The sequence below is a fragment of the Aquicoccus sp. genome (assembly GCF_041686535.1).
In the GTDB taxonomy this organism is placed as follows: Bacteria; Pseudomonadota; Alphaproteobacteria; order Rhodobacterales; family Rhodobacteraceae; genus Aquicoccus.
This window is the reverse complement of record NZ_JAWLDS010000017.1, coordinates 18,647-32,477: the sequence shown is the minus strand read 5'-3', so window position 1 is coordinate 32,477 and position 13,831 is coordinate 18,647. Positions and strand designations below refer to the sequence as shown.

Annotated in this window: 13 protein-coding genes; 7 read left to right on the top strand and 6 right to left on the bottom strand. The window is 65.4% G+C overall.

Annotated features, from left to right (window positions below):
* Positions 1-9: 9 nt before the first annotated feature.
* From ACESL9_RS06225 to ACESL9_RS06205, 5 genes are all read left to right on the top strand, one after another.
* Positions 10-804 (top strand): ChaN family lipoprotein, encoded by a 795-nt coding sequence (locus tag ACESL9_RS06225; RefSeq protein WP_372613146.1) that lies wholly within the window; start codon positions 10-12, stop codon positions 802-804.
* A gap of 61 nt (positions 805-865) precedes the next feature.
* Positions 866-2,068, top strand: a complete 1,203-nt coding sequence (gene coaBC, locus ACESL9_RS06220; RefSeq protein WP_372613214.1) for a bifunctional phosphopantothenoylcysteine decarboxylase/phosphopantothenate--cysteine ligase CoaBC — start codon at positions 866-868, stop codon at positions 2,066-2,068.
* A 42-nt stretch (positions 2,069-2,110) separates the two neighbouring features.
* Positions 2,111-2,566 carry a dUTP diphosphatase gene (gene dut / locus ACESL9_RS06215; RefSeq protein ID WP_372613144.1) on the top strand — a complete coding sequence of 152 codons (456 nt, stop codon included), beginning with the start codon at positions 2,111-2,113 and terminating at the stop codon, positions 2,564-2,566.
* A complete protein-coding gene (locus ACESL9_RS06210; protein ID WP_372674611.1) occupies positions 2,566-3,618 on the top strand; it encodes a HesA/MoeB/ThiF family protein in 1,053 nt (350 codons plus the stop codon). The genes dut and ACESL9_RS06210 overlap by 1 nt, the downstream gene beginning before the upstream one ends.
* 178 nt (positions 3,619-3,796) lie before the next feature.
* Positions 3,797-5,815: a M3 family metallopeptidase gene (locus tag ACESL9_RS06205; RefSeq protein WP_372613140.1), complete on the top strand. Its 2,019-nt coding sequence runs from the start codon at positions 3,797-3,799 to the stop codon at positions 5,813-5,815.
* Between the two features lie 157 nt (positions 5,816-5,972).
* Here ACESL9_RS06205 and ACESL9_RS06200 read toward each other — a convergent pair whose 3' ends face one another.
* From ACESL9_RS06200 to ACESL9_RS06175, 6 genes are all read right to left on the bottom strand, one after another.
* Positions 5,973-7,469: a phosphomannomutase/phosphoglucomutase gene (locus ACESL9_RS06200; RefSeq protein ID WP_372613138.1), complete on the bottom strand. Its 1,497-nt coding sequence runs from the start codon at positions 7,467-7,469 to the stop codon at positions 5,973-5,975.
* 20 nt (positions 7,470-7,489) lie between these two features.
* A complete protein-coding gene (kdsA, locus tag ACESL9_RS06195; RefSeq protein ID WP_372674610.1) occupies positions 7,490-8,323 on the bottom strand; it encodes a 3-deoxy-8-phosphooctulonate synthase in 834 nt (277 codons plus the stop codon).
* Position 8,324: 1 nt separating this feature from the next.
* Entirely contained in the window at positions 8,325-10,067 is a 1,743-nt protein-coding gene (locus ACESL9_RS06190) for a capsule biosynthesis protein (RefSeq protein WP_372613134.1), read from the bottom strand.
* Complete coding sequence (locus ACESL9_RS06185) at positions 10,045-10,704, bottom strand: ABC transporter ATP-binding protein (RefSeq protein ID WP_372613132.1); 660 nt, start codon at positions 10,702-10,704, stop codon at positions 10,045-10,047. Before ACESL9_RS06185 ends, ACESL9_RS06190 begins: the two co-directional genes overlap by 23 nt.
* A gap of 216 nt (positions 10,705-10,920) precedes the next feature.
* Positions 10,921-11,949: a permease gene (locus ACESL9_RS06180; RefSeq protein ID WP_372613130.1), complete on the bottom strand. Its 1,029-nt coding sequence runs from the start codon at positions 11,947-11,949 to the stop codon at positions 10,921-10,923.
* A 3-nt stretch (positions 11,950-11,952) separates the two neighbouring features.
* A complete protein-coding gene (locus ACESL9_RS06175) occupies positions 11,953-12,315 on the bottom strand; it encodes an ArsR/SmtB family transcription factor (protein WP_372613128.1) in 363 nt (120 codons plus the stop codon).
* A gap of 96 nt (positions 12,316-12,411) precedes the next feature.
* Between ACESL9_RS06175 and ACESL9_RS06170 the strand changes: the two genes are divergently transcribed.
* On the top strand, positions 12,412-12,999 hold the full coding sequence (locus ACESL9_RS06170) for a uracil-DNA glycosylase family protein (RefSeq protein WP_372613126.1): 588 nt from the start codon (positions 12,412-12,414) through the stop codon (positions 12,997-12,999).
* Positions 12,996-13,778 carry an SseB family protein gene (locus ACESL9_RS06165; RefSeq protein ID WP_372613124.1) on the top strand — a complete coding sequence of 261 codons (783 nt, stop codon included), beginning with the start codon at positions 12,996-12,998 and terminating at the stop codon, positions 13,776-13,778. The genes ACESL9_RS06170 and ACESL9_RS06165 overlap by 4 nt, the downstream gene beginning before the upstream one ends.
* Positions 13,779-13,831 lie beyond the last annotated feature (53 nt).

Here is a 13,831-nt window from a genome sequence, read left to right as displayed (position 1 = left end):
GAGGGAAGCATGAGAGGATTGATCGTCGCGGCGTTGCTGTCGGTCGCGAGCATGGTGTGGGCCGATGTGCCACAGGAGATGCGCGCGGCGGATGTGGTGATCCTCGGCGAGGTGCATGACAATGCCAATGCCCATGCGCGCCAGGCCGAGCTGGTGGCGGCGTTGCATCCCGGGGCGCTCGTCTTCGAGATGCTGTCGCCGGACCAGGCCGGGCGGGTCACGCCGGAATTGCGCGATGACGCGGAGGCGCTTGCCGAGGCACTGGATTGGCAGGCCGGTGGCTGGCCGGATTTCGAGATGTATCATCCGATTTTCACGGCTGCGCCCGAGGCGCGCGTCTTTGGTGCCGCGGTGCCCCGCGGTGCGGCGCGCGACGCGATGGAAGCGGGTGTGGTGGCATTCTTCGGTGGGGATGCGGCCCTTTACGGCCTTGATGAGCCGCTGGATGCCGATCAGCAGACCGCGCGCGAACGGTTCCAGTTCAAGGCCCATTGTGAGGCGCTGCCCGAGGAGATGTTGCCGGCAATGGTCGATCTGCAACGGTTGCGCGATGCGGAATTGGCCCGGCAGACACGTGCCGCAATGAACGAGACCGGCGGGCCGGTGGTGGTGATCACCGGCAATGGCCATGCGCGCAAGGATTGGGGCATGCCCGTCTATCTGGAGCGCGTTATGCCCGAAGCGAAGGTGTTTTCGCTGGCCATTGCCGAAGAGGGCGAGGCCGAGGGCGCGTTCGACGCGGTCGAAGAGGTGCCGGTGGCCGAGCGGGAAGACCCCTGCGCGGCGTTCCGCAAGGATGGCTGACGCCATTGTTTTCGTGCCTCTTCCACCTTAACAGTGGTGCATGAGCACCGGGGAGGTCGCGATGCTGGGCGGCAAACGCATTCTTCTGATAATCGGCGGCGGGATCGCGGCCTATAAATGCCTCGACCTGATCCGCAAGCTGCGCGAGCGCGGCGCGGCGGTGACGCCGGTGATGACCCGCGCAGCGGGCGAATTTGTAACCCCGCTTTCGGTGGCGGCGCTGGCGGGCGAGACGGTGCATTCCGATCTTTTCGACCTGACCGCCGAGGCCGAGATGGGCCATATCCAGCTTTCCCGTGTGGCCGACCTCGTGGTCGTGGCCCCTGCGACGGCGGATTTGCTCGCCCGGATGGCGGGGGGGCACGCGGATGACCTGGCCTCGACGCTGTTGATGGCGACGGACACGCCGGTCCTGGTGGCCCCGGCGATGAATGTGAGAATGTACGAGCACCCCGCCAGCCAGCGCAATATCGCGCTCTTGCAGGGCGATGGCGTGCGGTTTGTCGGCCCCAACGCGGGTGACATGGCTTGTGGCGAGTTCGGGCCGGGGCGGATGTCGGAACCGATGGAGATTGTCACGGCGATCGAGCAGGCGGTGGGGGACGGGCCGTTGCGGAGCCGGCGAATCCTCGTGACCTCGGGGCCCACGCATGAGCCGATCGATCCGGTCCGCTATCTTGCCAACCGTTCCTCGGGGGCGCAGGGAACGGCGATTGCCGAGGCGTTGGTGGCGTTGGGTGCCGAGGTGGTGTTCGTCACCGGCCCGGCCGATGCGGCGCGCCCGCTGGGATGCGAGGTTGTCGAGGTGGAAAGCGCGCAGGAGATGCTGGGCGCGGTGCAGGATGCGCTTCCGGTCGATGCGGGGGTGTTCGCGGCGGCCGTGGCCGATTGGCGGGTCAAGACGGCGAGCGGCTCGAAGCTCAAGAAGGACAACGGGAAACCACCCGTGCTGGAGTTTGCGGAGAACCCGGATATCCTCGCCACGGTGAGCCGGATGGAAAAGGGGCGTCCGGGGCTGGTGGTGGGGTTCGCCGCCGAGACCGACGACGTGATCGCCAACGCACGGGCCAAGCGGCTGCGCAAGGGCTGCGACTGGATCGTGGCCAACGATGTGCGCCCGGAAACCGGGATCATGGGCGGGGCCGAGAATGCCGTTCACCTGGTCACGGAGGACGGCGTCGAGGACTGGCCGCGAATGGGCAAGGACGAGGTCGCGAGGCGGCTGGCGGTGCGGATCGCCGAGGCGCTGGAAGGCGAGGATTGATGCCTCCGGCGGGAGTATTTTGGGCAAGATGAAAGGTGGGGCGTGGTTCAGGTCAGGCTGAGTTGGGTCGAAGGGGCGGATCGCGACGTGCCGTTGCCGCGCTATGAGAGCGCCGGGGCAGCGGGGGCGGATTTGCGCGCGAACCTGCCGGAGCGGGGTGCCGTGATCCTGGAACCGGGGCAGAGGGCGTTGATTCCGACCGGATTTCGGATCGAGATTCCAAATGGTTACGAGGTGCAGGTGCGGCCGCGTTCGGGGCTTGCGCTCAAGCACGGAATAACCTTGCCCAACAGCCCGGGCACGATCGACAGCGATTACCGCGGGCAACTGTGCGTGATCGTGATGAATGCGGGCGACGCGGCGTTCGATGTGGTGCATGGCGAGCGGATCGCGCAGATGGTTGTGGCCCCGGTGGTGCAGGCGGGCTTCGTACTGGCGGAGTCGTTGAGCGAGACGGCGCGCGGCGGTGGCGGTTTCGGCTCGACGGGGCGCGGCTGATGCTGGCGGTGCTGGGCATCATGGCGGTGGTCTGGGGCCTGGGGCGTGCGCTGCGCCTCCCGGGCGGGGTAATCTGGTCGCTGATCGGCGTGATCTATATCGCGGTCCTGGTCGTGCAACTGATTTTTCCCGCGACGCATCCGCTGCGGATGGCGACCGGGGGCGGGTCGGAGGGGTGGCTTATCCTTGGTGGCGCCGTGGGTCTGGTCGGGCTCTACATGCAGGGGCTGGGATGGTTGAAACGGCGGGCCATGCCGGTTGACGAGACCCGGACAGAGGCACAGGGACCGTTCGCGCCGGGTGAATTGAACCGCTATGCGCGCCATGTCGTGCTGCGTGAACTGGGCGGGCCGGGGCAGAAAAAGCTCAAGAAATCCAAGGTTTTGGTGATTGGGGCCGGGGGGCTTGGATCGCCGGTTCTGCTCTATCTCGCGGCCGCCGGGGTGGGACGGATCGGGGTGATCGACGATGACGTTGTGGAGGCGTCGAACCTGCAGCGGCAGGTGGTTCATACGGATGGGCGGACGGGGATGCCCAAGGTGCAATCGGCGATGCAGGCGATGGAGGCGCTCAACCCCTATGTCGAGGTGCGACCCTATCAGAGGCGGCTGACCGGGGAGATCGCCGGGGCATTGATCGCGGAATATGACCTTGTGATCGACGGGACAGACAATTTCGAGACCCGCTATCTTGCCAACCGGGTCTGTGTGGAGCAGGAAAAGCCGCTCATCTCGGGGGCGATCGCGCAATGGGAAGGACAGGTCTCGATCTTCGATCCGGCGCGCGGAGGCCCTTGTTATCAATGCATTTTCCCCGAGGCCCCGGCGCCCGAACTGGCGCCGTCCTGTGCCGAGGCGGGAGTGGTTTCGCCCCTGCCGGGGGTGGTCGGGTCGATGATGGCGCTGGAGGCGGTGAAGCTGGTCACAGGGGCGGGCGAAACCTTGCGCGGCCAGATGATGATCTTTGACGGGCTTCATGGCGAGAGCCGCAAGATGCGCCTGAAACCGCGCGCGGATTGCCCGGTTTGCGCCGGTCGCGGCGCGAAAGGTTAACGCCACCTGGCAGGGCCGATATCGGGGGGTGACATCCGGCTGCCGCGCGGCTGCCACCCGGCTGCCGCCCAAACCGGTTTCATATGTAACGATCGGGGGTTAACGGGGCGCGCGGCATGGCATTGTGAGCGCCCGCGGGAGGGTCTATGTCTGAGCCCGGACATGACAGGAGGCCGCGATGACCAACCCGCTTTTGACCGATTGGGACACGCCGTTCGGGATCGCCCCGTTCGACGCCATTTCGGACGAGGATTTTGCCCCGGCCCTGGAGGCGGCACTGGCCGAGCACGAGGCCGAGATCGCGGCGATCGCCGCGCAGACCGGTCCGGCGGATTTCGACAGCGTGATCGGGGCGCTCGAGGCGGCGGGCGAACGCCTCGACAAGGTGTTGTCGGTGTTCTTCACCGTGGCAGGGGCGGACAGCAACGACAAGCGACAGCAATTGCAGCGTGATTTCTCGCCTCGGCTGGCGCGGCATTTCGCGGCCGTGACGGCCAACAAGGCGCTTTATGCCCGGATCGAGGCGGTCTGGGAGACGCGCGAGGGGTTGAACCTCGACGAGGAACAGGCGCGGGTTTTGATGCTGACCCGACGGAATTTCCTGCGCGCGGGTGCGGCGCTTGAGGGTGAGGCCGACGTGCGGATGACCGAGATCAAGGCGCGGCTGGCCGAACTTGGCACGGCATTCACCCAGAACCTCCTGGCGGATGAGCGCGATTGGGTGATGGAGCTCTGCGAAAGCGACCTTGATGGGCTTCCCGGTTTCGTGGTGGAGGCCGCGCGGGCGGCCGGGCGCGAAAAGGGAAAGGACGGGCCTGTGATCACGCTGTCGCGGTCGCTGATCGTGCCGTTCCTGCAATTCTCGCCGCGCCGCGATCTGCGCGAGCGGGCGTTCCGGGCCTGGGCCGCGCGGGGTGCGAACGGAGGCGAGACGGACAACTGCGCGATTGCCGCCGAGATATTGGCGCTGCGCGAAGAGCGGGCGAAGCTTTTGGGTTATGGCAATTTCGCGCAATATAAGCTCGAGACCGAGATGGCCAAGACGCCGGAGGCGGTGCGCGGCCTGTTAATGGCGGTCTGGGAACCGGCGAAGGCGCGCGCCGAGGCGGATGCGGCGGTGCTTGAAGATATGATGCATGCCGATGGCGTCAACGGGCGGCTTGAGCCGTGGGACTGGCGCTATTACGCGGAAAGGCGACGCCGGGCGGAACACGATTTCGACGAGGCGGAGGTGAAGCCCTATCTCTCGCTCGACGCGATGATCGCGGCGGCCTTTGCCTGTGCGAACCGGCTTTTCGGGCTGGAGTTCAAGCCGCTTGACGTGCCGCTTTACCATCCCGATTGCCGGGCCTGGGAGGTGACGCGCGAGGGGCGCCATGTGGCGGTGTTCATCGGCGATTATTTCGCGCGTGGCTCGAAACGTTCGGGGGCGTGGTGCTCGGCGATGCGCGGGCAGGCGAAATTCCCGCGCGAGCAGGCGCCGGTTGTGATCAACGTGTGCAATTTTTCCAAGGGCGAACCGGCGCTTTTGTCCTATGACGATGCGCGTACGCTGTTTCACGAGTTCGGCCACGCGCTGCACCAGATGCTGTCGGACGTGACCTATGAGAGCGTGTCGGGCACGTCAGTGGCGCGCGATTTCGTTGAATTGCCCTCGCAGCTTTATGAACACTGGCTTGAGGTGCCGCAAGTGCTGCGCGAATTCGCGCGGCATGTGGAGACCGGCGAGGCGATGCCACAGGCCCTTCTGGACAAGGTGCTGGCGGCGGCGAATTTCGACCAGGGGTTCCAGACGGTGGAATATGTCGCCTCGGCCATGGTCGACCTGGAGTTTCACGACGGCGCGGCGCCGGGCGACGTGATGGCGCGGCAGGCCGAGGTGCTCGACCGGCTGGGGATGCCGGATGCGATCGTGATGCGCCATGCCAGCCCGCAATTTGCGCATGTGTTTTCGGGCGACGGCTATTCGAGCGGTTATTATTCCTACATGTGGTCCGAGGTGATGGATGCTGATGCCTTTGCCGCCTTCGAAGAGGCGGGCGATGCGTTCGATCCCGCCCTCGCGCGGGCACTTGAGGCGCATATCCTGTCGAAGGGCGGATCGGTCGATGCGGGTGAGCTGTATCAGCGTTTCCGCGGGCGCTTGCCCGGGGTGGAGGCATTGCTCAAGGGGCGGGGGCTGATCGCGGCCGAGTAACTGGGACGCGCACGCGAGGCGGCCCGCAAGATGGCAGCTTGTGATTGAGTATTTGGGCCAAGAAAGAGCAGGAGGGGGCGGATTCAGCCAGCCTCCTGGTCTCTTTCTTGGAAAAAATACTCATTGTGCCGGTTCGTCAGGCGCGATGATTGATGTCTCAGATCGTCTGATCGTAGGCGCCGACGCCCGGTTCGGTGCGGATCACCGTGTCGATGTCGTGAAAGATGGCGCGCATTTCCTCTTCGCTTTCGGAGCTTTCGCAGACCACGACGAGATTGGGGGTGTTCGAGGAGGCCCGCACGAGGCCCCATGAGCCGTTGTCGAGGATGACGCGGGCGCCGTTGACGGTCACGACCTGCGCGATGGGGCGGCCCGCGAGTTTTTCGCCTGCTTCGTGCCTGGCGACCAGTTTTTCCACGATGCGCGCGAGGATGTCGTATTTCTCGCTATCCGCTGCATATGGCGACATGGTGGGGGTGGCCCATGTGCGCGGCAGGGCGCGGCGCAGGTCGGACATGGATTTGTCGGGATTGCGGTCCATCAGCTTGCAGATCTCGACCGCGACGCGCAGGCCGCAATCGTAGCCGCGCCCGATCGGCGCGGCGAGGAAGTAGTGGCCGGATTTCTCAAAACCCGCCAGCGCGCCGATTTCCTTGACCCGGCGCTTCATGTGGGAATGGCCGGTTTTCCAGTAATCGGCCTTGGCACCGTTCTTCTGCAATTCGGGATCGGAGGCGAAGAGCCCGGTGGATTTCACATCGGCCACGAAGGTCGCGCCTCGATGGAGCCTGGAGAGGTCGCGCGCCATGATGACGCCCACCTTGTCGGCGAATATCTCTTCGCCCTCGTCATCGACCACGCCGCAGCGGTCGCCGTCGCCGTCGAAGCCCAGGGCGAAATCGGCGCCGGTTTCGCGCACCGACGCGGCCATGTCGTGGAGCATTTCCATGGCTTCCGGGTTGGGGTTGTAATGGGGGAATGTGTAATCGAGCCGGTTGTGCGAGGGGATCACCTCGACGCCGAGGCGTTCGAAGAGTTCGGGCGCGAAGGCGCTGGCGGTGCCGTTGCCGGTGGCGCAGACGACGCGCAGGTTGCGCGTCATGCGGAAATCGCCGACGAGATCGTCGAGATAGGCCTCTTTCACGCCATCGACGAATTCATATGCGCCGCCGGGGGCGGGCTGACCTTCGCCATTCAGGACGATGTCGCGCAGCTCGGCCATCTCGTCGGGGCCGTGGGTGAGGGGGCGTTCGAACCCCATCTTGACGCCGGTCCAGCCGTTGGGGTTGTGGCTTGCGGTGACCATGGCGACGGCAGGGGCGTCGAGGTGAAACTGCGCGAAATAGGCCATTGGGCTGAGCGCCGGGCCGATGTCCTTGACCCGGATGCCGGCCTGCATGAGGCCGAGGATGAGCGCCTGCTTGATGGACAGGGAATAGTCGCGGTAATCGTTGCCGACGGCGATCACGGGGTCGATCCCGCGGCGGCGCATCTGGGTGCCGAGGCCGAGGCCGAGCGCGGTCATGCCGGGCAGATTGATCTCGTCGGGGTATTTCCAGCGCGCGTCATATTCGCGAAAGCCGGTGGGCGCGATCATCGGGTCGCGCAGGAATTCCCACGTGTTGGGGGTTACCTTGCTCAAGGGTTTGGTCATGGTCAAAAAATCTCGTCGGTTCAGATCGTGATCGGGTCGGCCTTGGCCAGCCTGTCGAATGCCATTAGGGAGTGCACGAGCCCTCCCATGGCGTCAAGCGGGATCATGTTGGGCCCGTCAGAGGGGGCATTGTCAGGATCCTGATGGGTTTCGATGAAGACCGCGGCAATGCCGAGGCTGACGGCGGCGCGGGCCATGACGGGGGCGAATTCGCGCTGTCCGCTCGAGGCACCGCCCAGCCCGCCGGGCTGTTGCACGGAATGGGTGGCGTCCATCACCACCGGATAGCCCGTGCGCGCCATCTGGGGCAGGGCGCGCATGTCTGCGACGAGGGTGTTGTAACCAAAGGAGGTGCCGCGCTCGGTCAGCATGAGCCGCGTGTTGCCGGTGGATTCGATTTTGGAAATCACGTTTGGCATGTCCCAGGGGGCGAGAAACTGGCCCTTTTTCACGTTGATCACCGCGCCGGTGCGCCCGGCGGCGAGCAGAAGGTCGGTCTGGCGGCAGAGAAATGCGGGGATTTGCAGCACGTCGGCGATCTCGGCAACGGGGGCGCATTGATCGGGCAGGTGCACATCGGTGAGCACGGGAACGTCGAGCGCCTGTTTCACCTCCGCAATCAGCGCGAGCCCTGCGTCGAGGCCCAGCCCGCGCTGGCCCGAAAGCGCGGTGCGGTTGGCCTTGTCGAAACTGCCCTTGAAGATGAAACCCGCACCCGCATCGGCACAGATTTCCTTCATGCGCCCGGCGATCATCACGGCGTGAGCGGTGCTTTCGAACTGGCAGGGGCCGGCGATCACGGTGAGCGGCTGATCGTTGCCCAGCGTGAGCGGGCCGAGGGAGACGTGTTTCATGTCAGGAGGAGACCTGTTCGCGCAGGATGGATGACGTGAGCGACACCATGAGATAGATTCCGCCGAAGATCAGGAAGGCCAGCAGCGTGTTCTCGAAGGCACGCGGATAGGCGGGCGCATCGGCGGCGATGGGGCGCACCGGGACGGTGAGATAGCGCACCTGACGGTTGGCTTCGAGCGCGCTATCCTTCTCGTTCTGGAGGGCCGATTGCAGGAACACGTCGGCGGTGGCCAGATCGGCCTTGGCCATTTCGATCTGTGCAGCGCGGGCGGCGAGCGATTCGGAGCCGGCCTGCGCCTCGGACATGTCGGAATTGAGCCGCGCGAGCAGGTTTTCCAGCCGCCGGATGTCGCCCTGCGTACCATCGACCTTGGCCTGGTTGGGGCGCGGGTTGTCGAGCAGCGCCTGAAGCTGGAGCTGCTTTTCCTGCAACTGCATCTCGTATTGTCCGATCTGCTGGCGCAGCACGGCAAGCTGCTCGCTGGGATCGACGCCTTGCGTTTCCTGAAGCTGCACCAGCCTCTCTTGTGCCTCGCGGCGCTCGATCTTGGCCTCTTCGAGGCTTTCGCTGGCCGAGCGCATCGCGTCCTCGCGCTTTTGACGCGACAACTCGTCCACCCGTTCTTCGGCATAGGTGATGAGATGCGAAGCAAAATCGTTCGCGGTCTGCGGATCGGCGGCGATCACCTCCATCCGGACAACGCCCTCGGTCGGGTCATAGCCGATCTTGATGTTCTTCTCGTAAAGCTTGTAAGCCTGTTCGTTGTTGGCATCGGGTGAAAGCCGCTGGATCGGATCGATCCAGTCCTGCGAGAAATGCTCCTTGTAGCCCATCTCTTCATCGAGGCGTTGCATCGCGTCCTTGGATTGCAGGTAGGATTGCACTGCGATGCTGTCCTGGCTGGTGGCGTATTGCGTCGGCAGGAAGCCGCCGACACCGCTGCCGCCGCCCGCGCCGTCGGCCTGAAGAATGAGGAATTCGGCCTTGGTGGAATACATCGGCGTGGCCATCGCGAAATAGTACCAGCCGGCGAGGATGGTCGGCAGGAACACGAAGGCCGTGAGTCGCGTGAGCAACAGCACCAGCCGCCTGCGGCGGCGCCGCGTGATGTCCCGCTGTATGTCCATGATCTCGGCCGCGCGACGCTCGGCCGGTGTCGTGGTGTCGGTCGAGGGCAGGTTGCTATTGCCGGGCCGGACCGTCTGGGGCAGGTTTGACTTGACCCCGGCGGGCAGGTTCCCCGCGTTCGCGGCATCGGTTTCGCCGCTGCCTCCGTCACGCGGCACCACCAGTTCGAGCATGGTCGAGCGCTGGAACGGGTCGATACCGCGCAGGCGCAGCTGTCGCACCGCGTCGAAATCGGAAATCGGGGCCAGCCCGTGCTTCTGGGCCACACGGCGGGCCATGCGCAATTGCCGCCCGGTCAGACCCTCCTTGCGGATCGCCTCGATATCGGTTTCGGCACGCGTTTCGCGGGCAGACGCGACTTCGCCGCCCTTGGCGTCCTGTTGCGTTGGAGCGTCCTGTTGCGGTGGACCGTCCTGCTGCTCGGGCGCGGGCTGGCGCACCAGTGATTGCGGCGTCACCGGAGCTTGCGCGGTGTCGTCCGCCTTCGCGGCGGTCGCATCATCGCCGTCACGCCGAGGCGCAGCCGACCTGTAGGCCGTCTGCTGCGCCGACGTGGCCGTGCCCGTGGGGGTGCGACGGATGCGGAATTTTCTAGCTCTGGGTTTCGTAGTCATAGAGCTGCTTCGCTTCTTCCAAGGTATCGAACATATGAAGTTTGCCATTCATGAGAACGGCCGCATTGCGCACGAATTTTTCAAGGGTCTCGGGCTGGTGCGAGACGATCACTGTGGTGGTATTCTGCAACCTTTCGCGCAGGATGTCGCCCGCTTTCTTGTTGAACTCGACATCCGTGGATCCGGGCATGCCCTCGTCTATGAGATAGATGTCGAAATCAAGCGCGAGCATCAGCGCGAACGAAAACCGCGCCCGCATCCCCGAGGAGTAGGTGCCCAGTGGCTGATCGAAATATTCGCCAAGGTTGCACAGCCAGCGGCAGAACGCCTCGACATAGTCGGGGTCGAGCCCGTAGAGGCGGGCGATATAGCGGCTGTTCTCGACTGCCGAGACCTTGGACACGACCCCGCCCATGAAGCCCAGCGGGAACGAGATGCGCGACGTGCGGCGTATCGTGCCCTCGTCGGGTTTCTCTAGCCCCGCCATCATGTTGATCAAAGTCGTCTTGCCGGTGCCGTTGGGGGCGAGAATGCCGAGCGACCTGCCGAGTTCGACCCGGAAGGATACCTGATGGAGGATCACCTTCCTTTGCGAGCCGGTCCAGAAGGACTTGCTGACGTTTTCGAACTCGATCATATCCTGCTCCGGCTGTGCGCGGGCCTGCCCCTGTTAACCGGGTTCCGTGAAGACACTGTTTAAGTTGCCTTTCACCGGCCGCGTCGATTGGGAGCATTTATACTAAACTTTTGGGCAGAATTAAGCCAAATGCTTGCCGCCCAGACGATTTTACACGGGCACGGACCGGCCCTGTCGCGGGCCGGTCCGGTCGGAGCATCGGGTTGTGGGCCGGTCTCAGGCCAGCGCGGCCCAGCCCAGCCCGGCCAGCATCGCGCCGGTCACCGCAAAGCCCATGTAGGCGGCGAAGACGCGCGGCTTGACCAGGGCCCAGACCGCGATGGCGGCGGGCAGGCTGCTGACGCCGCCGGCGATCACGAAACTCATCGCCGCGCCGGGGGCCATGCCCTGCTGCAGGAGCGCATCGACCAGCGGCACCGCGGCATAGCCATTGAGATAGGCCGGTGCACCGACGAAGGCCCCGAGCAGGATCGGCTGGATCCCGTCGCCGCCCAGAACACCTGCGATCATCTCGGCGGGCACGTGACGGATCATCAATGCTTCCAGAACATAGGCGAGCGACAGCCACTTGAGCAGGAAGACGGCATTTTGCAGCGCGTTGTCGCGGAAGGTCACGCGGCGATCGGCCTCTTTCCAGAACTGCCAGACGGGTTTGCCGGAAAAGGGCTTCTTCGTGCCGCAGCAGCTTCCGACCGCGGGCTTCTCGCGCAGCGGGTTGGCGAAGATGGCCGAGGTTTTGAACAGCATCGTGCCGAACCCGCCCAGAAGGCCGAGTGCCACCGCAGAGCCGGTCTTGGCGAGGGCGAAGTCGAATCCCAGCGTGCCGGCGGTGATCGAGAACATCGCCGGGTCCATCAGCGGCGAGGCCAGCCAGAAGGCCATGACCGCCGAGAGCGGCGCGCCGACGGCCAGAAGGGCGGCGATGAAGGGGATGACCTGGCAGGAGCAGAACGGCGAAAGCCCGCCAAAGAGCGCCGCCAGCAAAATCATCCGCACCTCGCGCCCCTCGAAGGCGTTGGCCAGAAGGCTTTCGGCCCCGGTCGCCTTGAGCCAGCCGATGGCAAGCACGGCAAAGAGGATATAGGGTGCGGTGCGGGCAAGCGCACCGGTGGCAAAGTCCAGCGTGGGCAGGAATTGCGCCCGTTCGAACACGGCAACCGCCAGAAGGATCAGGCCGAGCGCAATCCAGGCCCAGTCGGGCCGGAGGCGGGAGAGGCGTTGCGGAATGAGGGAAGTGTCGGCCATGGTTCAGGTATCCTCGGGATCGGTGTAAGAGGGGGGCTGCGCGCCCTCGTCGGGCGCATCGACGCAACATTGTCGGGTCAGGAAATCGGTCAGCGCGCGCAGCTCGTCATAGGCGACGGCGGCGCAGATGATCTGTCGCCCCTGTCGCGTTTGCGTGACAAGCCCCGCCTGCGCCAGCGTCTTCATGTGGTGGGTCAGGGTCGAGCCGGTCACGCCGGAGCGTTCGCCCAGCGTGCCGATGGTCAGCCCCTCCGGCCCGGCGCGCACGAGGGTGCGCAGCACGCCGAGCCGCTGTTCACTGCCCAGCGCCGCGAAGGTCGTGGCGGCCTGGACAAGGTCAAGATCTGTGGTGTCCGAATGTTTCATGATTCTAGAAATATAGAATGGTCCGCGCCGTGTCCACGATTATTTCACGAAATTCGAAATGTTTGACCTGACCGATCTTTGGGATAGGTTCTGCCAATGGAAAATCTGGCTTCTGAAATAAGGGCTTGCCGGGTGTGCGCCGAGGCGTTCGCCGCGACCGAAACGGCCCATACGCCACGCCCGGTGGCGTGGTTCGCGCCCGGGGCGCACCTGCTCATCGCCGGGCAGGCGCCGGGGATGCGGGTGCACGAAACGGGCCGGCCCTTCGATGACCCGTCGGGCGAACGGCTGCGCGAGTGGATGGGGATCGGGCGGGACATCTTCTATGACAGGAACCGCATCGCGATCGTGCCGATGGCGTTCTGCTTTCCGGGGTATGATGCGCGCGGCAGCGATCTGCCGCCGCCCGCGATCTGCGCGCGGACATGGCATGCGCGGGTCATGGAGGCGCTGCCCGGGATACGCCTTACGCTGCTGGTGGGCGGCCATGCGCAACGCTGGCACCTTGGCACGCGGAAAGGGGTGACGGAGGTGGTGCGGGGCTGGCGCGAACATGTGCCGCGGGTTTTCCCCTTGCCGCACCCGTCCTGGCGCAATACCGGGTGGTTGAAGAAAAACCCGTGGTTCGAAGAGGAGCTTTTGCCGGTGCTGCGCAAGGAGATAGCAAAGGTCCTGGAGCTGTGACGCAAACGAGGCTCGAACAGGCGCTGGACGCGATGCAGGCCACGCCCGGCGACGAGGCGGCGCGATTGGCGTTCTTTGCCGCGCTGGCCGACAGCGAGGTGATGTTGCTCTTGGCGGGCGAGGCCGAGGGCGACCGGATCGAACCGGAATTGATCGAGGCCGATGGCGCGCAATTCGTCCTGGCTTTTGACAGCGAAGAGCGGCTCGCCGGTTTCACTGGTGCCGCGGCGCCCTTCGCCGCGCTTTCGGGGCGGGCCCTGGCCGGGATGCTGGCCGGCGCGGGCCTGGGCCTTGCGCTGAACCCCGAAGCCGGGTCCGGTGCGGTTCTGCTCGGGGCCGAGGAACTGGACTGGCTGGCCGACACGCTGTCGCCCGCACCTGTCGAAAGTCGCGCGGTGCCGCACAGCCTGCATCCGCCGGAGCTGTCGCCGGAGTTGGTGGCGGCGATGGATGCGCGGCTGGCGAGGGCGGCGGGACTGGCACAGGCGGCGTGGCTGGCGGCGGTGACATGGGGCGATGACAGCACGGGGCACCTGCTGGCGATCACCGGCGCGCCCGAGGCGGCGCAGCCTGCCCTCGCGCGCACGATTTCCGAGGCGGTGCTTTTCTCGGGGCGGGATCTGCGCGTGGATGTGGGGTTCTTCGCGCCGGACGATCCGGTGATTGCGCGGCTGGAGCGGGTGGCGCTACGGTTCGATCTGCCCGAGCTCGAGACGCCCGACACAACGGCGCGCCCGGCGCCGGGGTCGGACCCCGACAAGCCGCCGATCCTGCGCTGAGCCGGGCGGAAGGGCTGTCAGGGAGCCCGTGCTTGTGAGTATTTGGTGCCAAG

Bases quoted from the DNA above. Each gene is read 5' to 3' on its own strand.
- ACESL9_RS06225 (WP_372613146.1), top strand. From the start codon at position 10: ATGAGAGGATTGATCGTCGCGGCGTTGCTGTCGGTCGCGAGCATGGTG.
- coaBC (WP_372613214.1), top strand. From the start codon at position 866: ATGCTGGGCGGCAAACGCATTCTTCTGATAATCGGCGGCGGGATCGCG.
- ACESL9_RS06210 (WP_372674611.1), top strand. From the start codon at position 2,566: ATGCTGGCGGTGCTGGGCATCATGGCGGTGGTCTGGGGCCTGGGGCGT.
- ACESL9_RS06205 (WP_372613140.1), top strand. From the start codon at position 3,797: ATGACCAACCCGCTTTTGACCGATTGGGACACGCCGTTCGGGATCGCC.
- ACESL9_RS06200 (WP_372613138.1), bottom strand. From the start codon at position 7,469: ATGACCAAACCCTTGAGCAAGGTAACCCCCAACACGTGGGAATTCCTG.
- kdsA (WP_372674610.1), bottom strand. From the start codon at position 8,323: ATGAAACACGTCTCCCTCGGCCCGCTCACGCTGGGCAACGATCAGCCG.
- ACESL9_RS06190 (WP_372613134.1), bottom strand. From the start codon at position 10,067: ATGACTACGAAACCCAGAGCTAGAAAATTCCGCATCCGTCGCACCCCC.
- ACESL9_RS06185 (WP_372613132.1), bottom strand. From the start codon at position 10,704: ATGATCGAGTTCGAAAACGTCAGCAAGTCCTTCTGGACCGGCTCGCAA.
- ACESL9_RS06180 (WP_372613130.1), bottom strand. From the start codon at position 11,949: ATGGCCGACACTTCCCTCATTCCGCAACGCCTCTCCCGCCTCCGGCCC.
- ACESL9_RS06175 (WP_372613128.1), bottom strand. From the start codon at position 12,315: ATGAAACATTCGGACACCACAGATCTTGACCTTGTCCAGGCCGCCACG.
- ACESL9_RS06170 (WP_372613126.1), top strand. From the start codon at position 12,412: ATGGAAAATCTGGCTTCTGAAATAAGGGCTTGCCGGGTGTGCGCCGAG.